Origin of the sequence: Streptomyces clavuligerus (assembly GCF_005519465.1) — a bacterium.
GTDB lineage: Bacteria > Actinomycetota > Actinomycetes > Streptomycetales > Streptomycetaceae > Streptomyces > Streptomyces clavuligerus.
Genome location: NZ_CP027858.1, coordinates 6506447 through 6528638 on the forward strand (window position 1 = coordinate 6506447; position 22192 = coordinate 6528638).

Annotated in this window: 14 protein-coding genes; 7 read left to right on the plus strand and 7 right to left on the minus strand. The window is 74.1% G+C overall.

Going from position 1 to position 22192, the window contains the following annotated elements; genetic code table 11:
- Positions 1-251: 251 nt before the first annotated feature.
- Positions 252-1559, plus strand: a complete 1308-nt coding sequence (locus CRV15_RS27335; RefSeq protein ID WP_003959309.1) for an alpha/beta fold hydrolase — start codon at positions 252-254, stop codon at positions 1557-1559.
- A 55-nt stretch (positions 1560-1614) separates the two neighbouring features.
- Here CRV15_RS27335 and CRV15_RS27340 read toward each other — a convergent pair whose 3' ends face one another.
- Complete coding sequence (locus CRV15_RS27340) at positions 1615-3252, minus strand: acyl-CoA synthetase (protein ID WP_009995138.1); 1638 nt, start codon at positions 3250-3252, stop codon at positions 1615-1617.
- A 183-nt stretch (positions 3253-3435) separates the two neighbouring features.
- Between CRV15_RS27340 and CRV15_RS27345 the strand changes: the two genes are divergently transcribed.
- From CRV15_RS27345 to CRV15_RS27365, 5 genes are all read left to right on the plus strand, one after another.
- A complete protein-coding gene (locus CRV15_RS27345) occupies positions 3436-4416 on the plus strand; it encodes a crotonase/enoyl-CoA hydratase family protein (RefSeq protein ID WP_003959307.1) in 981 nt (326 codons plus the stop codon).
- A 15-nt stretch (positions 4417-4431) separates the two neighbouring features.
- Positions 4432-5451 (plus strand): Zn-ribbon domain-containing OB-fold protein, encoded by a 1020-nt coding sequence (locus CRV15_RS27350; RefSeq protein WP_003959306.1) that lies wholly within the window; start codon positions 4432-4434, stop codon positions 5449-5451.
- Positions 5448-6512: a thiolase domain-containing protein gene (locus tag CRV15_RS27355; protein ID WP_003959305.1), complete on the plus strand. Its 1065-nt coding sequence runs from the start codon at positions 5448-5450 to the stop codon at positions 6510-6512. The genes CRV15_RS27350 and CRV15_RS27355 overlap by 4 nt, the downstream gene beginning before the upstream one ends.
- The gene (locus tag CRV15_RS27360) at positions 6502-7668 is read left to right on the plus strand and encodes a thiolase domain-containing protein (RefSeq protein ID WP_009995133.1); all 1167 of its coding nucleotides are present in this window, start codon (positions 6502-6504) and stop codon (positions 7666-7668) included. Before CRV15_RS27355 ends, CRV15_RS27360 begins: the two co-directional genes overlap by 11 nt.
- Positions 7669-7841: 173 nt before the next feature.
- Positions 7842-8342: a hypothetical protein gene (locus CRV15_RS27365; RefSeq protein ID WP_009995131.1), complete on the plus strand. Its 501-nt coding sequence runs from the start codon at positions 7842-7844 to the stop codon at positions 8340-8342.
- Between the two features lie 75 nt (positions 8343-8417).
- On the opposite strand, the gene CRV15_RS27370 is transcribed toward CRV15_RS27365, so the two are convergent.
- The 3 genes from CRV15_RS27370 to CRV15_RS27380 form a co-directional block, all read right to left on the minus strand.
- On the minus strand, positions 8418-10592 hold the full coding sequence (locus tag CRV15_RS27370; protein WP_003959302.1) for a terpene synthase family protein: 2175 nt from the start codon (positions 10590-10592) through the stop codon (positions 8418-8420).
- A 153-nt stretch (positions 10593-10745) separates the two neighbouring features.
- Positions 10746-12788: an N-acetylmuramoyl-L-alanine amidase gene (locus CRV15_RS27375; protein ID WP_009995129.1), complete on the minus strand. Its 2043-nt coding sequence runs from the start codon at positions 12786-12788 to the stop codon at positions 10746-10748.
- A gap of 1038 nt (positions 12789-13826) precedes the next feature.
- The gene (locus CRV15_RS27380) at positions 13827-14945 is read right to left on the minus strand and encodes an aminoglycoside phosphotransferase family protein (protein WP_009995128.1); all 1119 of its coding nucleotides are present in this window, start codon (positions 14943-14945) and stop codon (positions 13827-13829) included.
- Between the two features lie 232 nt (positions 14946-15177).
- Between CRV15_RS27380 and CRV15_RS27385 the strand changes: the two genes are divergently transcribed.
- Positions 15178-16671, plus strand: a complete 1494-nt coding sequence (locus tag CRV15_RS27385) for a DNA-binding protein NsdB (RefSeq protein WP_003959297.1) — start codon at positions 15178-15180, stop codon at positions 16669-16671.
- Positions 16672-16723: 52 nt separating this feature from the next.
- Here CRV15_RS27385 and CRV15_RS27390 read toward each other — a convergent pair whose 3' ends face one another.
- The 3 genes from CRV15_RS27390 to CRV15_RS27400 all read right to left on the minus strand — a co-directional run bounded on the left by CRV15_RS27390 (position 16724) and on the right by CRV15_RS27400 (position 22053).
- Positions 16724-18340: a PP2C family protein-serine/threonine phosphatase gene (locus CRV15_RS27390; RefSeq protein WP_003959296.1), complete on the minus strand. Its 1617-nt coding sequence runs from the start codon at positions 18338-18340 to the stop codon at positions 16724-16726.
- A gap of 1039 nt (positions 18341-19379) precedes the next feature.
- Positions 19380-19973: a GNAT family N-acetyltransferase gene (locus tag CRV15_RS27395; protein ID WP_003959295.1), complete on the minus strand. Its 594-nt coding sequence runs from the start codon at positions 19971-19973 to the stop codon at positions 19380-19382.
- Positions 19963-22053, minus strand: a complete 2091-nt coding sequence (locus tag CRV15_RS27400; RefSeq protein ID WP_003959294.1) for a penicillin acylase family protein — start codon at positions 22051-22053, stop codon at positions 19963-19965. Before CRV15_RS27400 ends, CRV15_RS27395 begins: the two co-directional genes overlap by 11 nt.
- Positions 22054-22192 lie beyond the last annotated feature (139 nt).

A 22192-nucleotide genomic window follows, 5' to 3' on the forward strand; every position in this document is an offset into this window, starting at 1 on the left:
CGGGTCCGGCGCGTTCCTCCGCACGGGTGAAATCACGGCGCACCACCGGGTGTCCTCCCGGGCCCGTCCCTCCCCCGCCCTCCTCCGGGGACGGCCCCGCAGGACGTCCGGGACCCGGGCGCCGGACCGCCGCCGGCGTCCGGGCGCGGTGCCTTCGGCCGCCCCGCGCGGGTCCGGGCGCGGCGCCTCCGACGCGCCCGGACGGACCGGCACCATTGCCGAGGCCACCTCGGGCGGGCAACGATCGGGTCATGCCGAAGTTCACCGCATACGACGGTACGGAACTCGCCTACCACCTGAAAGGGGCGGGGGAGCCGCTGATCTGTCTGTCCGGAGGCCCCGTACGCGCCGCCGCCTACTACGGCACGCTCGGCGGCCTGGACGCCCACCACCGGCTGGTCCTGCTGGATCTGCGCGGCACCGGGGGCTCCGCGGAACCGGTCGATCCGCAGACCTGCCGCTGGGACCGCCAGACGGACGACATCGAGGCCCTGCGCGAGCATCTGGGACTGGACCGGGTCCATCTGCTGGCCCACTCCGCCTCCGGGAATCTGGCCACCCTCTACGCCGCCCGGCACCCGCAGCGCGTGCGCTCCCTGACCCTGATCGCCCCCGGCACCCGCCCCGGTGAGACCGGACCGGACCAGGACGGGACGGTCCGGCACGCGGACGGCTTCGACCCCGGGCCCTCCCGGGCCGCCCTGGCCGTCCTCCAGGCCCCCGTGCTGGTCCTCACCGCGAACCGGGACGGCCGCCCCCGCCCGGCCCGCGCCGCCGACCTCGCCCCGCTCTTCCCCTACGACGGCCGCGCCGATGTGCACCACCCCTGGCTGGACGACCCCGGCGGCTTCGTGCGGTCCGTACGGGCCTTCCTGGCCCCGGACATCAGCGAGCTGGACGCGGACGGGGTCCGGCTCGCCTACCGCGTCTGGGGGGACCCCGGCGCGCCCCCGGTCGTCCTCGTCCACGGCCGGGGCGGCAGCGGCGCGGGCTGGACCGCCGTCGCCGAACGGCTCGCCGCCACCCGCCGGGTCTACGCGTTCGACTTCGGCGGCCACGGCCTCAGCGACTGGCCCGGCGCCTACGGCTTCCCCCGGTTACGGAACGAGCTGAGCGCGTTCATCCGGGGCCTCGGCCTGGACAGCGTCGACGTCGTCGGGCACTCCATGGGGGGCTTCGCGGCGCTGCTGCTGGCCCAGGAGGAACCCGAGCTGGTGGACCGGCTGGTGATGGAGGACCCGCCGCCGCCGTTCCCGCCCGCCGAACCCCTGCCCACCTGGCACGAGGACGGTGAACCGGGCTACGACTGGCGGATGTTCGCCCGGATCGACGCCGAGCTGAACGACCCCGACCCGCTCTGGACCGAGCGGCTGTCCGCGGTCGAGGCCCGCACCCTCGTCATCGGCGGCGGTCCGCGCAGCCCGATCGACCAGGACGGGCTGGCCCGGATGGCCGGGCTGATCCCGGGGGCGCGGCTGGTGACCGTGGACGCCGGACACCGCATCCACGAGAAGTACCCGGACGCGTTCCTGGACGCGCTGCGGGAGTTCGGCATCTGACCGCCGTCCGGCCCCGGCCCCCGTCGTGCGGCCGGGGGCCGGGCGTCCGGACCGTTCAGCCCCGGTCCGCCGCCCCGGTCGCCACCGTCACCGCCCAGCGGTAGTCCGCCTTGCCGCTCGGCGAGCGCCGGATCTCCGGAACGGTCACGAGCCGGCGGGGGATCTTGTACCCGGCGAGCCGGGCCCGGCAGTGCCGCTGGATCTCCTCCAGCGTCGGCGGCTCCGCCCCCGCCCGGGGCTGCACCACGGCCGCCACATGGTTCCCCCAGGTCGCGTCGGGCACCCCCGCCACCAGGGCGTCGTACACATCGGGATGGGCCTTGAGCGCCTGCTCGACCTCCTCGGGGTACACCTTCTCGCCCCCGGTGTTGATGCACTGCGAGCCCCGCCCCAGGACGGTGACGACCCCGTCCGCGCCCACCGTCCCCATGTCGCCCAGCAGCACCCAGCGCTCGCCGTCCCGCTCGAAGAACGTCTCCGCCGTCTTCTCCGGGTCGTTGTAGTAGCCGAGCGGGACATGGCCCCGCTGGGCGATCCGGCCCGGCTCCCCGGGGGCGACCGGGCCGTGGGTCACCGGGTCCACCACCGCCGTCCGGGCGTTGACCTCGACCCGGAAGCCCCGCTCCGGGCCCGCGTCCCCGGTGGCCGTCCCATTGAAACCGGACTCCGAGGAACCGAAGTTGTTGATCAGCCGGACCCGGGGTGCCAGCTCCGCGAACTGCGCGCGCACCGTCTCCGACAGGATCGCGCCCGAGGACGACACGGTGAACAGCGAGGAGAGGTCGGTGCCCCGCATCGGCCCGCGCAGCGCGTCCACCAGGGGCCGCAGCATCGCGTCCCCGACCAGCGACATCGCGCTGACCCGCTCCTTCTCGACGGTCCGCAGCACGTCCTGGGGGGAGAACCGGCGGTGCAGCGCGATCCGCTGCCCGTAGTGGAGTCCGATCAGCGCCGTCATGGCCGCGGTGCCGTGCATCAGCGGCGGGGTGGGGAAGAACGTGAGCCCCGCGCCGCCCGCCGCGACCCGTTCGGCCAGCTCACCGGGGGTACGGACGGGCTCGCCCGTCGGCGCGCCGCCGCCCAGTCCGGAGAAGAACAGATCCTCCTGACGCCACATCACCCCCTTGGGCATTCCGGTGGTGCCGCCGGTGCAGATGAGGAACAGGTCGTCGCCCGAGCGCACGGCGAAGCCGCGCTCCGGCGGGGCCGCGGCCGTCGCCTCCGCGAAGGGGACCGCGGACCCGGCGGGGCCGCCGGACGATGCCCCCGCCCCCGGGTGCCCCACCCGTACCAGATGCCGCAGCCGTTCCGTCCGCGGCAGCGCCCCCGCGACCCGGTCGGTGAACTCGGCGTCGAAGACCAGCCCCACGAGGTCGGTGTCCCGGTAGAGATGGGCCAGCTCGTCCTCGACATAGCGGTAGTTGACATTGACCGGGACGATCCGCGCCTTGAGGCAGCCGTAGAGGGTCTGGACGTACTCGACGCCGTTGTAGAGGTGGAGGCCCACATGTTCGCCCGGCCCGATCCCGGCCCCGGTGAGATGGTGGGCGACCCGGTTGGCGGCGGCGTCCAGCTCCGCGTAGGTCAGCCGGCGCTCGGCCCCGGTGCCGGGGAGGTCGAGGCAGACCAGGGCTTCCCGCTCCGGGGCCGCGTCCACGACCGACTCGAACAGGTCCGCAAGGTTGTACTCCACCGGCCCTCCCGTTGCTCCTCGTCCGGTCCGCCCGGCGGGCGCCGGGGCCCGGCCGCCATTAGAGCGCCGACGGCCGTACGGGGGAAGGGGCCCGGCGAACAAAACTGACTGTGCGTCAGAAAACTATTGAACCTCGGCCGACCCTCCTGCAACCTGTTCTCGATCCGGGAGGGGAGTCCGCACATGCCGCAGACCGCAGGACAGCCGTCACCGCCGCCGGAACCGGCACACCCGTCACCGTCGCCACAAGCGTCACCGCACTCGGCGGCACCGCCGTCACCGCGGTCGGCGGCACCGCCACCGCCGCGGCCCGGGGAACCGCCGGAGCCCCCCGACACCACCCCGGCCCCCCGGGCCGCCGGGACCGAACATCTGACCGTCCGCCGTACGGGTGCCACCCTGGTGATCACCCTCAACCGGCCCGAGGCCCGCAACGCGCTCTCGCTGCCCATGCTCGTCGGCCTGTACGACGCCTGGCAGGAGGCCGACGCCACCGACGCCGTCCGCTCGATCGTGCTCACCGGCGCGGGCGGCGCCTTCTGCGCCGGGATGGACCTCAAGGCCCTCGCCGCGAGCGGGACGGGTGGCCTCACCGGCCAGGGCTACCGGGACCGCATGGACGCCGACCCCGATCTGCACTGGAAGGCACTGCTCCGCCACCACCGGCCCCGGAAACCGGTCGTCGCCGCCGTCGAGGGCCCCTGTGTGGCGGGCGGCACCGAGATCCTCCAGGGCACCGACATCCGGGTCGCGGGCACGAGTGCCGTCTTCGGTCTCTACGAAGTCCGGCGCGGACTCTTCCCCATCGGCGGCTCCACCGTGCGCCTCCAGCGCCAGATCCCGCGCACCCACGCCCTGGAGATGCTGCTCACCGGCCGCCCCTACAGCGCGGAGGAGGCGCTGGCCATCGGGCTGATCGGCCATGTCGTCCCCGACGGCACCGCACTGGACCGGGCCCTCGCCATCGCCGCGCAGATCAACGCCTGCGGCCCGCTGGCCGTCGAGGCGATCAAGGCATCCGTCTACGAGACCGCCGAACTGACCGAGACCGAGGGGCTCGCCGCCGAGCTGGAACGCGGCCGGCCCGTCTTCGCCACCGAGGACGCCCGGGAGGGCGCCCGCGCCTTCGCCGAGAAGCGCGACCCGGTCTACCGGCGCGCCTGACCCGAGGAGCCGACGATGTCATCGACGCTGCGCGCCCCCGTCGTGGTGGAGTTCCCCTTCACCCGCTCCCTCGGACCCGTCCAGCGCGCCTTCCTCACCGGGCTGCGCGAACGCACCGTCCTCGGGGTCCGCACCGGCTCCGGCCGGGTGCTCGTCCCCCCGGTGGAGTACGACCCGGACACCGCCGAGGAGATCGGCGCACTCGTCCGGGTGGGCACCGCGGGGACCGTCACCACCTGGGCCTGGAACCCGGACCCCCGCCCCGGCCAGCCGCTGGACACCCCCTTCGCCTGGGTCCTGGTCCGGCTCGACGGCGCCGACACCGCGCTGCTGCACGTCCTCGACGCGCCCGGCCCCGAAGCCGTCCGCACCGGGCTGCGGGTCCGGGTCCGCTGGGCCGCCGAACGCACCGGAGCCATCACCGACATCGCCTGCTTCGAACCGGAACCCGAACCGGAAGCAGAAGCAGAAGCAGAAACGGAAATGGAAACGGAAGCGGAAGCGGCGCCGGAGCCCGTGCCGGGGACGGAGGACGGGGCGGCGGCCGTCCCCGTACCCCACGACGGCACCTTCCCCGACCCCGTCACCGGCATCGTCACCCCCGCCCGCCTCGACTACACCTACACCCCCGGCCGCGCCCAGAGCGCCCACCTCCACGCCCTCGCCGAACGGCGCATCACCGGCGAGCGCTGCCCCTCCTGCCGCAAGGTGTACGTACCGCCCCGGGGCGCCTGCCCCACCTGCGGGGTCGCCACCACCGAGGAGGTGGCCACCGGCCCGCGCGGCACCGTCACCACCTACTGCGTCGTCAACATCAAGGCCCGCAACCTCGATATCGACGTGCCCTATGTCTACGCCCACATCGCCCTGGACGGGGCCGACCTCCCCCTGCACGGCCGGATCGCGGGCATCCCCTGCGACCAGGTCCGCGTGGGGCTGCGGGTCGAACCCGTCTGGAAGCCCGGAGACCTCCACCCCGACCACTACCGGCCCACCGGCGAACCCGACGCCGACACCGGCGAGGAGATGCTGTGAGCGGCGCCCCTAGGGAGGTGGCCGTCGTCGCCTTCGCCCAGAGCGACCACCGGCGCCGCACCGAGGACCTCTCCGAGGTCGAGATGGTCATGCCGGTGATCCACCAGGTCCTGGACCGGACCGGGCTGCGCACCGGGGACATCGGCTTCACCTGCTCCGGCTCCTCCGACTATCTCGCGGGCCGCGCCTTCTCGTTCACCATGGCCCTGGACGGCGTGGGCGCCTGGCCGCCGATCTGCGAGTCCCATGTCGAGATGGACGGCGCCTGGGCCCTGTACGAGGCATGGGTGAAACTGCTGACCGGCGAGGCCGACACCGCGCTCGTCTACGCCTGGGGGAAGTCGTCCTCCGGCCCGCTGCGCGACGTCCTCACCCGCCAGCTCGACCCCTACTACACCGCCCCGCTGTGGCCGGACCCGATCGCGCTGGCCGCACTCCAGGCCCAGGCCCTCATCGACGCCGGGCTCACCGACGAGGACGCCCTCGCGGCGATCGGCGCCCGCAGCCGCGCCGACGCCGCCCACCACCCCCACGCCCAGCTCACGGGGGACGTCCCGCAGGGCGACCACATCGTCCGGCCGCTGCGCAGAGGGGACTGCCCGCCGATCGGGGACGGCGCCGCCGCGATGATCATCGCGGCCGGGCCGGGCGCCCGCCGGCTGTGCGCGCGCCCCGCCTGGCTCCGGGGCATGGACCACCGGATCGAACCCCATGGCCTCGGGGTGCGCGACCTCACCGACTCGCCCTCCACCCGGCTGGCCGCCGAACGCGCGGGCGCCTTCACCCGGCCCGTCGACACGGCGGAGCTGCACGCGCCCTTCAGCTCCCAGGAGGTCGTGCTGCGCCGGGCCCTGGACCTGGGCCCCGAGGTCCGCGTCAACCCGTCCGGCGGAGCGCTCGCCGCCCATCCGCTGATGGCCGCCGGGCTGATCCGCGTCGGCGAGGCGGCGGCCCGCATCCACCGGGGGGACAGCGACCGCGCCCTCGCCCACGCCACCTCCGGACCCTGCCTCCAGCAGAACCTCGTGGCCGTCCTGGAAGGAGACCCCCGTGACCGCTGAGCCCGTGGCCGTCGTCGGGATCGGCCAGACCCGGCACGCCGCCGCCCGCCGCGACGTCTCCATCGCCGGACTCGTCCGCGAGGCCGCCCGGCGCGCCCTCGACGACGCCGGGCTGGACTGGGCCGACATCGACGCCGTCGTCATCGGCAAGGCCCCCGACTTCTTCGAGGGCGTCATGATGCCCGAGCTGTATCTCGCCGACGCCCTCGGCGCGGTCGGCAAACCCCTGCTCCGGGTGCACACCGCGGGCTCCGTCGGCGGCTCCACCGCGCTGGTCGCCGCCCAGCTCGTCACCGCCCGGGTGCACGCCACCGTCCTCGCCCTGGCCTTCGAGAAACAGTCCGAGTCCAACGCCATGTGGGGCCTGTCCCTGCCCGTCCCCTTCCAGCAGCCGCTGCTCGCGGGCGCGGGCGGCTTCTTCGCGCCCCATGTCCGCGCCTACATCCGGCGCAGCGGCGCCCCGCCGTCCATCGGCTCCCTCGTCGCCTACAAGGACCGCCGCAACGCCCTGCGGAACCCGTACGCCCATCTGCACGAGCACGACATCACCCTGGAGAAGGTCCAGGCGTCCCCCATGCTGTGGGACCCCATCCGCTACTCCGAGACCTGCCCCTCGTCCGACGGGGCCTGTGCCATGGTCCTCACCGGCCGGGCGGGCGCCGCCCGCGCGCCCCGTCCGCCCGCGTGGCTGCACGGCGGCGCGATGCGCAGCGAGCCCACCCTCTTCGCGGGCAAGGACCCCGTGTCGCCCCGGGCCGGACGGGACTGCGCCGCCGAGGTCTACCGGCGGGCCGGGATCACCGACCCCCGCCGGGAGATCGACGTGGCCGAGATCTATGTCCCCTTCTCCTGGTACGAGCCGATGTGGCTGGAGAACCTGGGCTTCGCCGCCGAGGGCGAGGGCTGGCGGCTCACCGAGTCCGGTGTCACCGCCCTCGACGGCGAGCTGCCCGTCAACCCCTCCGGAGGCGTCCTCTCCGCCAACCCGATCGGGGCATCCGGAATGATCCGTTTCGCCGAGGCCGCGCTCCAGGTGCGCGGCGCGGCGGGCGAGCACCAGGTGCCCGGGGCGCGCCGGGCCCTGGGACACGCCTACGGGGGCGGCTCGCAGTTCTTCGCCATGTGGCTGGTGGGGTCCGAGCCGCCCCCCGGCTGAGCCCGCGACCGCCCGCCGGACGGGTCCGGAACTCCCCGGTACGGGGCCCCGAGATGTCCCGCCGTGTCCGTTGTGACCGGGTCCCCGGTCGGGGGTGCGGGGAGCCGCACCACCCCCGCCCGGGGACCCGGCCCCCGGTCCGCCGGACGTCCCCGGCCACGTACCATGGCGGTATGTCCTTCCTCCGCCGCCGCAGCGCTCCCACACCCGCGGGCCCGGACTTCGACGTCCTGGCCATGGACCCGGGGGACTGGCCCGGCAATCTCGGCGCGGGGCTGCTGCCCGCGCCCGACGGCACCTGTCAGGGCGTCTTTCTGCGGTACGACCTCTTCGGCGGCCGCGGCCCCGCGATGATCATCGGAAATCTGCCCCAGGGCTCGCCCGCGCGCGAGGTCGAGGAGGGACAGATCCCCTTCGAGGTGGCCCAGCTGCTGCTGGCGCTGGAGAACGAGGAGCAGGTCGAGGTGGTCGGCACCGAGGACGTGCCCGTGATGCAGGGCGACAATCTGCTGATCGTGCGGCGGCTGAAGCTCTCCGAGAGCCGGATCTCCTGCGTCCAGTTCGACCGCAGCGACGATGTGCTCGTCACCATCGCGAGCTGGGACCGGCCCATCACGGACGACCTCTACGCGCTGCTCAAGCCGCTGCCCGCCGAGCTGTTCCAGCAGGGCTGACACCCACCGCCCACCGCCGCGCCGGGCGGGACCGGAACCCCGGTCCCGCCCGGCGCACCCGTCTCAGGCCGGGTGTCAGCGCGCGAGCGCCGAGGCCAGGCGGGCCGCCGAGGTCCCGAGCCCCGTCGGCGGGCCCAGCAGCGGAGAGCCCGGAGCCGGGTCCTCCGCCCCGTACCGCCGGACCGTGCGGTGCCAGTTGAACATCGCGGCCTGGAAGTCCTCCAGCTCCCCGACATAGCGCCCGACCGCCGCCCGCTCCGTGCCGCTCAGCGCGAGGTCCTCGTACAGCACCGGCAGCTCGTCCTCCTTCACATGGAGGAACTGCCGCAGTCTGCCCCGCATCAGATCGTGGACGACGTCGACGGCGGACGCGTCGTCGCAGCCGAAGAAGGTCCGCACCACCAGGACCGCGTTGTTCGGCTCGCCCTCGGTCTCGATCTCCTTCCGGTACGAGTGGATGTCGTTGAGCAGCGTGCACCAGTCCTGTGCCGAGCGCTCCAGGGTCCGCAGGGTGCCGGAGGCGAACACCTCGGCGGGGATTGTGGTGTCGCGCCGCAATCGGCCGAACAGCATCGTCAGATCCGCGCCGAAGGTGGCCCGGCGCATCTCCAGATAGTCGACCGGGTCGGGGACCCGGTGCTGGACCCGGTTGTGCAGCTCCCAGAGCCAGCTCTCCAGCATCTCCGTGAGTGCCGCGACGAACTGTCTGCGCCGGGCCATGCCCATCGGCCCGGCGGTCCGGGCCCACAGATCGGCCAGCGCCCGCTCCATCGGGGTCCCGGCGGCGTGCGCGCCCGCGGCGGGGTCGTGGAGCGGCACGCAGGCCAGCAGCCGTTCATGGCAGAGCTTCGCCCCGGCGAGGTCGCGCGAGCGCCCGAAGACCGCCGGATACCAGTCGTCGGTGTAGGTCCCCCAGGTCATCCACTGGGTGCTCAGCTCCAGTTCCTCGGGGGTGGCGTCCGGGTCGATGCCCGCCGCGCAGAGCGCGAAGTCGAAACCGCGCAGCATCGTTTCGTCCCAGAGGCCGTCCAGCAGCCCCATCTGCCGCGCCCAGGCGATGGACTGCTCCAGGGCGCCGTGGCGGTACGGGCTCAGCGACAGCGGGAACGGCAGCTCGAAGTCCGGCACCCGGGAGTCGACCCGCTGGTGGGGCAGATGGGTGAGGGAGCGGAGCCGCTGAGCCGCCGGGCGTCCGAAGAGGGTCCGGATGTCGAGCGCGGAGATCCCGATCGGCCCGCCGGGGTTGCCCGCGTCCACCAGTCCCTCGTTCATGTACCGGCTGGACCGCAGATGCCACTCGTGGCCGCCCGACTGCCAGTCCTGGAGCCCCTTCGTGTAGAGCGCGATCGCGGCGCAGTCGGAGGGCGGCAGATCCAGCTCCGCGCAGAGCCGCGGCACCTCGGTGAGGGCGGTGTTCTCGAACTGCTGGAGCCGTGAGGTCAGCAGGTCGTTGACGGTCTCGGCGGCCTCCTGCGTGGTGCAGCCGAGGAAGGTCTCCAGGACCAGGACACCATTGCTCAGCTCACCCTCGTCCTCGACCTCCCGCTGGTACGAGAAGAGGTCGTTGCGCAGGTGCACCGCGTCGGCGAAGGTGTCCGTGAGGACCCGCAGCGGACGCGAGCCGGCCACCGCGGCGGGCACCTCGGCCCCCACCGCGTACTCCACGAGCTGCGCCGACCAGGGCGCCCCGCCGACCTTGCGGCGCATCTCGATGTACTCGACGGGGTTGGCCACCCGGCCCTCGTGGATGTTGGACAGCTCCCAGAGGGACTCGTTCAGCAGATTGCGGGTGGACTCGGTGAACCGGGCCCGCCAGGCCGGTGACATGGCGGGGACGGTGCGCGTCCAGAGGTCCGCGAGGCCCGCCTCCACCGGGTTGGTCGCCGGGGGAGCGGCCTCGGCCGGGTCCAGCGGCATGAAGGCGGGCAGCCGGTCCAGATACGCCTTGCCGCCCGCCCGGTCCAGGGAGCGTTTGAACTGCTCCAGGAAGTGGTCGTCGAAGAAGAAGACCCAGGTGTACCAGTCGGTCACCAGATTCAGGGCCTCGGCGTCGCACTCCGGGTGGGTGTAGGCGCAGAGCAGCGCGTAGTCGTGCGCGTCGAGGTCGCGGGTCTCCCAGACGCCCGAGCCCTCCAGCATGCCCATCTCGCGCGCCCACGCACGGGTGTGGGCACGGGCGGTCTCGACATGGGGATTGAGCCGTGCCGGGTACGGCACGTAGAAGTCGGGCAGGACAAAGGGCTGTGCCATGACGGGCGGGGCCTCTCCGGGCAGAACGGACGTGATACCGCCCAGCCTTACCCGTCGCCCGGATGGCGCACGCGATCACCGAAATAGTCACACGAAATGATGAACGGGCCGCCGGTTTTCGCACCGGCGGTCCCCTTCGTCCCCCTGCCGGCCTCAGTGCACCGGCCGCACATCCGAAGCCTTCACAAAAGCGACCCGGTGACCGAACTGGATCTCGTAGTACAGCTCCGCACCCCGCACCACCCGGTGCCCCGACGGGTCGAACGTCTTCGCGTAGAAGTACTCACCGCGCACCAGATCCCCCGCCACATAGCGCTGACCGGCGGGGAGGGAGTAGGGGTAGGGCGCGAGCGGCTGCACCGGGACGCCCTCGGGGTAGGCCGCCGGCTCCGGATAGGCCCGCCCGTACACCGGCACCTCGGCCGGACCCGGCCGCGGAGCGATCAGCACACCCCGTGAACCCACCGCGGTCGGCTGCTCCGGCGGGTTGTGGAACCACGCCTTCTGCCCCAGGTACCAGATCGCCGTCCACGCCCCCTGACGCTCGGCCACCGCGAACCGCTGACCCGTCGACGCCCGCGCCCCCGTGTCGTTGACCTGCGTGGTCGAGTCCTCGCCGCCCGGCCGCAGCCCGATGTCACGGACCAGCGGCGCGTCGGGGGACGGAGCGGTGTGCAGCCGGACCGCGCCCGAGCCGTGCGGCGCGCACACCTCGCCCGGCCTGGCGCAGCCCGTGAACACCGGCTGGTGCCGCGCGTACTCCGGACGGACCGTCACCACCCGCGCCCACGGCCCCGCCGTCGCCCGGAAGGGCTTGCCCAGCAGGGTGAAGTAGTGGTCCCAGTCCCAGTACGGGCCCGGGTCCGTGTGCATCCCCCGGATCGTCGCCGCCGTCGTCCCCGGCACATTGTCGTGCCCGAGGATGTGCTGCCGGTCCAGCGGAATGTCGTACTTCCGCGCCAGATACCGCACCAGCCGTGCCGACGACCGGTACATCGCCTCCGTGTACCAGGTGTCCGGCGCCGTCAGGAAACCCTCGTGCTCCAGCCCGATGGAGTGGGCGTTGACGAACCAGTTGCCCGCGTGCCAGGCGACATCCCGCAACGGGACATGCTGCGCGATGTGCCCGTCGGACGCGCGCAGACTGTACTGCCACGACACATACGCCGGGTTCTGCACCAGCCGCAGGGTGGTGTCCCAGGTGGCCTCCGTGTCGTGCACCACGATGTAGCGGATCTTCTGCGAGCGGGGCCGCTCCGACCGGTCGTGGTTGCCGTACCCGCCGCCGGGCAGCTCCTGGTACGGCGCCGGGAGCCACTCGCAGGACACCGTCCGCGGACACTCCGTCCCCTGCGCGCGCGCCTCCCGCAGCCCGAGCCCGGAGAGCCGGCCCGGAGCGGGGACGGCCGACGGATCGGCCGCGAGCACGACCCGCGCCCCGCTGTCCGTCGTCCGGGCCGCGCCCGAGCGGATCACCGAGAAGACGTCGTCCGCGTAGGCGCGCGCGGTCGCCGTGTCGTCGGCGCCCGAGAACAGCGCCACCGCGCCGTACCAGTCGGCAGCCGAACCGCCCGCCGGACGGTCCAGCCGCCGCTGCGCATCGGCCAGCAGCGCCGCGCCGCCGCGCACATTGGCGACCGGGTCGGAACGCAGCCGTCCGGCGTCGATGCCCGAGAGCCGCGCCGCCCGTTCCAGGGTGCGCAGCCGCTCGGGCGGGGTGCCCGCCGCGAGCCCCGGGGGAAGGGCGGCCCCGGTCGCGGACACCACCGGCGGACGGCGGTCGTCGCCGCGCCGGTCCTCCTCGCCCCCGGGGTGGCGGTGAGGAGCGCCGGCCGGACCCGCCGCCTCGCGGAGCGCGGTCCGCGCATCGGTCAGATGCATCGGGCCGTAACCGCCGCTGACACTCGGCGCGCCGCCGTGCCCGTCCCAGCGGGACTGGAGATACGCGACACCGAGCAGCACCTCACGGGGCACCCGGTACGCGGCGGCGGCGGAGGTGAACGCCTCCATGAGCGAGCCGGGCGCCGCCGCCGGGGCCGACGGCCGGGGAGCGGCAGCCGCCCCTCCCTGGCCCATGAGCCCCGCCGACAGCAGCGGCAGCAGCAGCGCCACGGACGCCGCCTGCACACCCGCGCCGCGGAGGCGGCGCGCGACCGGGGCCGGTCTGTGACCGCGGCCCGGCGCGGAACCGGCCACCGGACCGGACCGGGGACCGGAAGCGGACAGGGGGCCCGGCACGGGGCCGGGGCTGGATACAGGGTCGGGTACAGGACCTGATACGGCGTCGGACACGGGCAAGGCGGCCTCCTGGGAGGGACAGGGCACGCGCGGGGCGGACGCGCGGGGCGCGAACCGGGAGCGAGACACCACGCATATCCACCCCGGCCCGATCCGTCAATCACCCCGCGCCGTGCCGGACGGCCGTCCACACCCTTTCGGTCGCGTCCCAAATGCCCCTTCAGGAACAGGAGTTCACCGACATGACCCTGTCGAACACCGGAACGGATCAGTGTGATCGGCCGGGCCGGCCGGAAGCGGTTCGACCGCGTGGCCGAGGAGTGACGGCGGACGTGCGGAGGGTCGGATTCCCCCGTGAGGTGACCTCCCCGTTCGAGAACGCGGCACTCGACCGGGGCCGCGCCCGGCCCGCTCAACGTCCGGCGCCCGGCAGCGCGACGGCCCCCGGCGGCGTCCCCCGGCGGCTCCGGCCTCGCCACCGCCGCCCGGCGACCCGGGCCCTCGTCACCGTCCAGGACGAACGGGACACCATGCTGACCGTCGGGATCGGTCTGCTCTCCCTCTCCGCCCCGCTGATGCTCCGGGCCGCCGTCTCCCAGCGGCCGGGACCCACCCCGCCCGCCCAGTGGATCAGCGTCTCCGAGGACGCTCCGGTGCACGCCTGGCAGGGGCGCGGAAGGCGACAGCACCCGCCCACAACACGATCGAACGCGTCCACCGCACGGCGACCCGGAGCACCGGCTCCCTCGGCAGGAGATCCGCACCGTCCGCTCCCCGGCCGTGACGGCCCGCCCGGACCCGGTCGGCGGCATCCCGGTGGTCCTGCCGCCCGGCTTCCCGCTCCGCGAGCCCATCGCCCGCTCCACCGCGGCCCGGACCCGCTGAGACGGCCGGGCCGGGGCCGCGGCGTGTCGGCCACCGGCTGCCCGGACACGGCCGCGCCGCGCGCCCGGTGCACCTCCGGACACGCGGCGCGGCTCCCCTCCGGAGCGGCCCTCAGCGGGTGCCGACCGCCGCCCGTACGGCCCTGCGCGCCAGGGCGCAGTCGTCGTGCAGCCGCCGCAGCAGCAGCCGCTGCTCCTCACCCGCGGACAGCCCGTTCGGCGAGATGACGGCCGGACCCGGAGTCGCCTCCCGCATCGTGCGCTGCACGGCCGTCTCATAGGTGCGGATCTCACGCGTCAGCACCAGCATCAGATTCACCAGAAAGGCGTCACGGGCGTCCGGCCCCGCGAGCTGGGCCGCCTGGCTCACCCGCCGCCGCGCCGCCGGGGCGTCGCCGAGCACCGCCCAGAGCGTGGCCAGGTCGTACCCCGGCAGATACCACCCGGCGTGCTCCCAGTCGACCAGCACCGGACCCGCCGGGGACAGCAGGACGTTGGAGAGCAGGGCGTCCCCATGGCAGAACTGGCTGATGCCCTGCCGCCCGCCGGACTGCGCCAGACCGTGCAGCAGCTTCTGGAGGTCCCCGAGATCGCGGTCGGTGAACAGCCCCAGCTCGTGGTAGCGCGTGATCCGCGAGGCGTAGTCCAGCGGCCGGTCGAACAGCTCGGCCGGTGGCCGCCAGCTGTTGAGACGGGTGATCGCGGCGAGCACGGCGGCGGAGTCGGCCCGGGGCGGGGCCTCCGACGGATGCCGCGAGAGCGCCGCCGGACGGCCCGGCATCCGCTCGATCACCAGGGTGCAGTTCTCGGGGTCGGCGGCGACCAGCCGGGGCGCGCGCACCGGGGGCCGCTGCCGGACGAAGGTCCGGTAGACAGCTATTTCATGGCGGAATCGCTCCACCCAGACGGACGAGCGGTCCAGCAGGCACTTGGCGACCGCGGTCGACCGGCCCGTCGTCCCGACGATCAGCACGGACCGCCCGCTCCGGCGCAGGACCTGCACCGGGTGGAACTCCGGGCAGATCCGGTGCACCGAGGCGACCGCCATGCGCAGCTGTGTGCCCTGCGCGCCCGACAGGTCGATTCTTCCGCCGACGGGCGCGCCGGCGACCGTGGCCGCCCTGCGCGACCGGGCGGCGCCCACCGGGTCCGCGTACGGTCCAGCACCCGCCGCGGCGGCCGGGCGCCGCGGCCGGTACGGGGCGGACACGGAGGACGATGCTGTGTACATGGGGGTGACAGATCCCTTCGTGCGCCGACGGATGTGCGTGCGCCACCCCGGCCGGACGGCCGTCCGCACCCTGGGGAATGCGTGGCCGCCGGGCCGTGGATGACGCGTTCCTAACTCACACCACGGAACGGGTGGCACACCATCTGGCGAACCCTGGCGAACCCTGGCGAATAGTCGCCACCCCCCTGACGGGGGGTTACTGTCAACTCAGCCGAGAACCTGGGGGCTTGACGTGAGCGGAGTACCCAACACCCGCCTGTGCGACCTGTTCGGCCTGGCCGGCTGGTCCAAGGGCGAACTCGCGAGACTCGTGAACCGGCAGGCGGCGGCCATGGGCCACCCCCAGCTCGCCACGGACACCTCGCGGGTCAGGCGCTGGATCGACATGGGGGAGACCCCGCGCGATCCGGTGCCCCGGGTGCTGGCCGCCCTGTTCACCGAGCGGCTCGGCCGTGTCGTGACCATCGAGGATCTCGGGTTTGTACGGAACGGGCGAGCGGGCAGACGCAAGGCGGCGCAGGACGCCGGCGACCCTGACGGCCTGCCGATGTCACCCGGCCGGACGGCTGCGGTCCTCACCGAATTCACGGGAATGGACCTCATGCTCAACCGACGCGGCTTGGTGGGCGCGGGCGCCGCGCTCGCCGCGGGATCGTCGCTCAGCAGTGCCATGCGCGACTGGCTGAACTCCGATCCGGCACTCGCCCAGGACGCCCCCTACTCCGAGAATCCCCTCCACGCCGACCCGGCCGGATACGACCGCTATGAGGCGGCGCCCATCGGCTCCCAGGAGATCGAGGCGCTGGAACGCTCCGTCGAGGTCTTCCGCGCCTGGGACGCCGCCCGCGGCGGCGGCCTCCAGCGCAAGGCCGTGGTGGGCCAGCTCAACGAGGTGGGCGGCATGCTCTCCTACCGCCACCCCGAACACCTCCAGCGGCGCCTGTGGGGCGTCGCCGCCAACCTCGCCGTGCTCGCGGGCTGGATGTCCCACGACATCGGCCTGGAGCCCACGGCACAGAAGTACTTCATCATCGCCGCCCACGCCGCACGCGAGGGCGGCGACCGGCCGCGCGCCGGAGAGGCGCTCTCCCGGGCCGCCCGGCAGATGGTGCACCTGGGCCGCCCCGACGACGCACTCGATCTGATGAAACTCGCCCAGTCGGGCTCCGGCGACGAGACCCTGCCCCGCACCCGCGCCATGCTCTACACCATCGAGGCATGGGCCCAGGCGTCCATGGGCCAGGGACAGGCCGTCCGCAGAACCCTCGGCAAGGCGGAGGAGCTGTTCGTCTCCGACAAGGGCGATGTGCCCCCGCCCAGTTGGATGCAGATGTTCGACGAGGCCGATCTGCACGGCATGGAGGCCCTGGCCTACCGCACCCTCGCCGACCACGACCCCACCGCCGCGACCATCGCCCAGGGACACGCCCGCAAGGCCCTGGAACTGCGCGCCAGCGGACACCAGCGGTCACAGATCTTCGACTACATCTCCATGGCGTCGGCCAGCTTCATCGCCGACGAGCCCGAACAGGCCGACCGCTACGCCCGGCTGGCCCTGGTCTCCATGGGGGAGACCTCCTCGCACCGGACCTGGGACCGCCTCCGTGAGATGTACCGGCTGACCGGGCAGTACGCGGGCTACCACCGGATCGAGGAACTGCGCCGGGAGATCCGGCTCGCCCTGCCCAACAGCCCTTCCCTCAAGGCCAGGAACGCGGAGGTCTGAACCACCCCGGCACGGAGATCCCGGGACGCGGTCCGCGCGGGCCCGTATCCGGCTAGGACGTGACGCGTGCCACCAGGACACAGGCGTCGTCCTCGCGGTTCTCCCAGCCGAACGCCTCCACCAGCGCACGCAGACAGCCCTGCGCGTCCCGCGCCTCCTCGAACCGCGGCGCGAGGGCGAGCAGCCGCTCGGCACCGGAGCCCACCGTGGCGCCGGTGCGCATCAGGGCGTCGGTGTGCAGCACCAGCAGATCGCCCGGCAGCAGCCGCAGTTCCGCCTGCTCGTACCGGGTGCCCGGGGCCGCGCCGAGCAGCATCCCCTCGGGCGGTGTCAGCGGACGCCCCGTCCCCCTGCGGAACAGCAGCGGGGCGGGGTGACCCGCCTGCGCCCAGGACAGGACGCGGCTCGCCGGGTCGAAACGGCAGCACACCACACTGCCCAGCGAGGGCTGGGCCGAGGTGTCCAGCAGATGGTTGAGATGGCCCAGCAGCGGCCCGGGCGCCACCCCCGCGAGACTCATGCCCCGGACCGCGCCCAGCAGCATCGCCATGGCGGACGTGGCGGCCGGCCCGTGTCCGGTGAGATCGCCGACACCGAGCAGCGAACCGCCGTCCGGCAGGGGGAACGCGTCGTACCAGTCGCCGCCGATGAGCGCGCTGTTCCCGGAGGGGAAGTAGTGGGCGGCGATGTCGAGGGCGCCGCTGCCGTCGTCGGGGAAGGGCAGTGAGCCCTGGCCGAACGGGAGTACGGCCTCCTGGAGTTCCACCGCCAGCCGCCGCTCGGTGCGCTCGGCGTATTGACGGCGGTGGAGCGAGTCCCGGCTTTCGCGCACCGCCCGCTCGCTGCGGCGCAACTCGCTCACATCGCGGAACACCGCCCACATGGAGGCGGTGGACCCGTCGGAGTCGAGGACCGGCTCACCCGTCATGTGCACGGTGCGCACCCGGCCGTCGGCCCGGACCATCCGGAACTCGCCGTCGATGGGCCTGCCGTCGACCAGACAGCCGGTCACCAGGGCGGTGAGCAGGGGCTGATCCTCGGCGAAGACGACCGACGGCAGCTCGTCCAGGGTCATGGGCCCGCTCAGCGGGGAGCGCCCGAGAATCCGGAACAGCTCCTCGGACCAGCGCACTTCGTCGGTGAGGAGATTCCACTCGGCGCTGCCGACCCGGCCGATCAGCGATCCGGTGCGCTGGGCCCGGTCCGCCTCGTATCCGGCGAGCGGGTCCTCGTACGCCGATCCCGCCGAGCGCTCCGGGTGTCCTGGATGTCCCGGGTGCGCCATGGCCGCCGGGTGGTGTCCCGGGTGCGCCGGGCCGTCCGCGGGCCCCCCGCCGGGGAACGCGTCGTGGAGTCCATCGGGGAGTCCGTCGTGGCTCCCGGTCCCGCGGCTCCCGAACGCGCCGGTCTCCCCGGAGCCGTCGGCCGGGTCCGCCAGCCCTTCCTTGAGCTGGCCGAGATGGGTGCCGAGGTCGTCGAGCTGGTGGACGGCCAGATCGCACAGGGCCCGCTGCCAGCGGCCGTGCGGATCGTCCTCGTCCAGCACGGTGTCCCGGCGTACGGCGTCCACATCGCCGCGCAGGCGGCGGGTCCGGCTGATGAGAGCGTCGACGGTGCCGCGCTCGGGAGGCTGTGAGGCGGAGGGGTCCGCGAACACATGGGACGGCATGTCGTACTCCGATACAGGCGTGGCCGAGGCCAGGTCTGAGACACGGTCTGAGCAAGGGGCCGTTACGACTCTTGCACAGGGAGCGATGGGCTGTAAGCGATTCGGCGACACTCGATACGGTGGTGCCCGAGTCATATGTCTTCGGCGCGCATTCTGATGCGCTGAATTCAGGCCATGTGACGGGCTGTTGGGTACAGGATACGCCTCGGCGCGGCGGTCCGGGACACTGCGGACACGCCCGGGCGGGGTGGAGCGGGCGGCCTGCGGGCCCCCGGGGGCCGGCCTTGGCCGGGGTGTGGCGCTCCGGGCCCGGCCGACCCCGGTGAACTGGAGTTCTGAGGGTGGCGCGGGGGAGTTGGGGTGAGGGGTGCGGCGGATTCCCCCGGACGGCGGGCCCCGGTCGCCCCGGCGCGTCGGCCCCGTGGCGGAAACCGCGCGCCCGAACGGCGCCCGGGTGTCGGCCCTCTCAGGGACCATAAAGAATCAGCCAGGACACGCCTTGGCGGGATCACCCCCCTAAGGGGCGGTCAAATGGCGTGGAATCGACCCCCCGGACGGAGGGGGACCCCCGGGGAAAGCAGTCGATCCGCCGGGGTGGTGCGGTCGGCGGCGGAGTGGGAGAAGCACGCCCGGCGCACCCTGTGCGGCCTTTTGCGGTACGACACGCCGGGTGGCGCGGGGTGACGGCCGTCTCTCGGGGCACTGTGGCCCCCGGGGAATCGGCCCCGGGCGTCCGGCCCGGCGAGGGGGCTCGGGCGACGCGCCCATGGCATATGCCCCGGGCCTGAAGAATCCGGTGTCTGAGCCAGTCGACGGCGGTCGACGGCGGTCGGCGCGCCGGGAGCCGGGGGGCCGCGGCGGCGTCTCCCGGCCACGGCCCCCCACCCGGCGCGGTCGCCGCCGGCACCGGCGGTCGGCACCGGCCCCCGGCCCGCGCCGACCGCCCTGCCCCGGGCGGGCGCCGCGTTCCGTCCGGAGGTGCCGGGCCGCGTCCCGATCGGGGCCCGCCGGGTGCCGGGCGGGCGTCCGAACGGGCCGTTCAGCCCTGCCCGGCGGCCGCCTCCCGGCTCAGGAAGGCCAGCCGGGCCCGCTTCTCCGGCTTGTCGATCTCCGGCCCCAGCTCGAAGCCCGCCCGGACCAGCCGGGCGAGGGCCTTCTCGTTGCGGACGTCCGGCTCCACCACGATGCGCAGCGTCGCGGGGTCGCTGAAGGCGAAGCCCGTGAACGCCCGGAGCAGCGCGCCCGTGAAGCCCCGCTGCTGCCCCCCGGTGGCACCGCCGACCAGCAGATGCACCCCGAAGTCGCCGGGCAGGACCTCGTAGCACTCGCCGACCGGGTCGGCCGCCGGGTCGTAGGTCTGGAAGAGGGCCACCGGCTCCCCGTCCCGCAGGGCGAGAAAGGCGTGGTGGGTGGCGAGGGAGTCGACGTACGCGTAGATGTCCCGCACCTGTTCGCGGGTGTGGCCGACCATGCCCCAGTAGCGGGCGCGCTCTTCGGAGACCCAGCCGTGGACCAGGTCGGCGTCGGTGTCCGGGACCAGCCGGACGAGCCGGACGGCGCCGAAGCCGTCGACGGTCCGCTCGTACACGGCCGCGCGGGCGTGCGCGGGGGATTCAGGGGATTCAATGGACACGGTTCTCCTCGGTGAGTCGGTTCCAGTCGGTGATGACGGGGACGAGCCCGCCCGTCAGCCACAGCGGGAGCTGATCGCGCCGGTGCGGGTCGCCGTCCACTCCGGAGGCGCCGAACGGCACCACCCAGAGGCTGTTGTCACGGTCCGCCAGATCCCAGACATAGCGGGCGGCGGGACCGCGCCAGCTGTGGTCCACCACGCCTGGGAGGCTGATGGTGGAGAGCACGCAGTCGTGGTCGCCGGAGAGTCCGGGCCAGCCCCCGTCCGGCTCGGCGGGCAGGGCCTGCCAGGGGGCGAGCCGGTGCCGCTCGCCCCAGGTGGCCCCCGGGCCGTCCCCGGCCGTGACCTCTTCGAGCGCGACCTCTTCGAGCGCGGCCCGGACCGCCGCCGGGCGGTCCAGCTCCGGCAGCGCGGTGGAGGTCAGCAACCCCTCCAGGGCGAAGGCCACCCGGGGGACGAAGGCGAGCCAGGGCCGCAGTTCGTCCGGGTGGGGCGAGTCCGCGACCCGGGCGGCCAGGGGCGCGAGCGCGGGGTCCGCCGCGATCCGCCGCACCACGGCCGAGCGCAGCTCCGCGTAGCGGGCGGCGTCCGCGCTGTCGGCGTCCATCCGGCGGTCCCAGCCGGTGAGCCGGTCCCGCAGCCGGGCCGCCCGCTCGCTCAACCCGTCCAGCGGGGCCAGCAGGGCGAGCAGCGGCCGGGCGGACTCCAGCAGGGTGTCCATGTGGATGGGGGCCATGTCCCCGGCGGTCCAGCCCGTGCGCGCGCCGAGCAGGGAGCGGATGCGGTCGGCCCGGTGCGGCGGCGCGAACTCGACGCCGAGAGGTGTCGCGATGCCCCGCGCGTTGGCCATGACGGCGATCCCGGCCCCGGCCCCGGCCCCGGCCCGGTCGACGGCGCGGCGCGGCATCCGGTCCCAGCCCTGCCAGACATGGGCCGCCTCCCAGGCCGGGACGGGCCGCCGCCGGTTCCCGGGGTGGCGCACCGGGACCCGCCCGGCGACCCGGTGCAGCAGCCCGCCCGAGGTGTCCGCCGCCTGGACCACGTTGACCGGCTCCGCCCAGCGGCCGAACGCCCGGTCGACATCGTCCACGGTCCTGGCCCGCAGCAGCGCGGGCAGGGCGTCGAAGCCGATGTCCCCGGTGACCCGGGAAGGGGTGCGCAGGCTGTAGCTCTCCGGGTCGCCGGGGCCGCCCATGACAAGGGGGCCGCGCTCGGTCTCGATCACCTCGACCGGCACCGGCTCGCCGCCCGCGACCTCGATGGTCCCGGTGTGGACCGCCGCGGGCCGCCAGCCGTCGGGGCCCAGCGCCTCCACCCCGTCCGCCCCGGTGCGCAGCCGCTCCCGGTACAGGTCCTGGTAGTCCGCCATGGCGTTGGTGATCGCCCAGGCCACCGATCCGGTGTGCCCGAAATGGGCGATCCCGGGGACGCCCGGCACCGCCAGGCCCACCACGTCGAACTCGTCGCAGGCCAGATGGATCTGCTGATAGACGCCCAGATCCTCGATGATCCGGTGCGGGTCACCGGCGATCAGGGCGGCGCCGCTCGCGGTGCGCTCGCCGGTCACGAGCCAGCCGTTGCTGCCCGAGCCGCGCGCGTCGGTGGCGAAGAGGTCGATCGACTCCTCGCCGAGCGTCCGTGCCACCTCCTCGCGCCAGAACTTGGCGGGGAAGCCCGCGAACAGGACATGGGCCGAGAGCCAGATGCCCAGCGGGTGCCAGGGCCGCCAGCGGCCGGGGACGAGCCCGCTCGCGGCGAACTGCGGGGCGCGCCGGGCGCCCCGGGCCAGTCCGGCGTTGACCCCGTCCGTGTAACGGGTGACCCACGCCGCCGTGGCGGGCTCCAGGCCCTCGAAGCAGCGCCGGGCCGTGTCGTCGATGCGGGCCCGGCGGGCGAAGCGGTCCCAGCCGACGGCGGAGGTGCCCAGGAAGGCGGCCGACGTGCCCTCGGCGCGGCGCCGGTCGACCTCGATCTGCCAGGCCCGGTCGACGGCGGTGGCGTACCCCTGGGCGAACGCGAGTTCGTCCGCGCCGTCGGCCCGGAGATGCGGGATGCCCCAGTCGTCGCGGTACACCTTCATGCTCACTGCTTCCCGTTCCCTGCTGCTTGGATCGCGCCTTGTTGACTCGTGTCAACAATGTGAAACGCGCCAACGTCGATTTAGGTTAGGCTGGCCTAACTTAATGCACGGGTGTTCGGTCGACAAACCGGGGGCTCCC

What these genes read in the sequence shown, in the direction of transcription:
- CRV15_RS27335 (WP_003959309.1), top strand. Translation starts at nt 252, where the DNA reads ATGCCGAAGTTCACCGCATACGACGGTACGGAACTCGCCTACCACCTG.
- CRV15_RS27345 (WP_003959307.1), top strand. Translation starts at nt 3,436, where the DNA reads ATGCCGCAGACCGCAGGACAGCCGTCACCGCCGCCGGAACCGGCACAC.
- CRV15_RS27350 (WP_003959306.1), top strand. Translation starts at nt 4,432, where the DNA reads ATGTCATCGACGCTGCGCGCCCCCGTCGTGGTGGAGTTCCCCTTCACC.
- CRV15_RS27365 (WP_009995131.1), top strand. Translation starts at nt 7,842, where the DNA reads ATGTCCTTCCTCCGCCGCCGCAGCGCTCCCACACCCGCGGGCCCGGAC.
- CRV15_RS27370 (WP_003959302.1), bottom strand. Translation starts at nt 10,592, where the DNA reads ATGGCACAGCCCTTTGTCCTGCCCGACTTCTACGTGCCGTACCCGGCA.
- CRV15_RS27380 (WP_009995128.1), bottom strand. Translation starts at nt 14,945, where the DNA reads ATGTACACAGCATCGTCCTCCGTGTCCGCCCCGTACCGGCCGCGGCGC.
- CRV15_RS27390 (WP_003959296.1), bottom strand. Translation starts at nt 18,340, where the DNA reads ATGCCGTCCCATGTGTTCGCGGACCCCTCCGCCTCACAGCCTCCCGAG.
- CRV15_RS27400 (WP_003959294.1), bottom strand. Translation starts at nt 22,053, where the DNA reads ATGAAGGTGTACCGCGACGACTGGGGCATCCCGCATCTCCGGGCCGAC.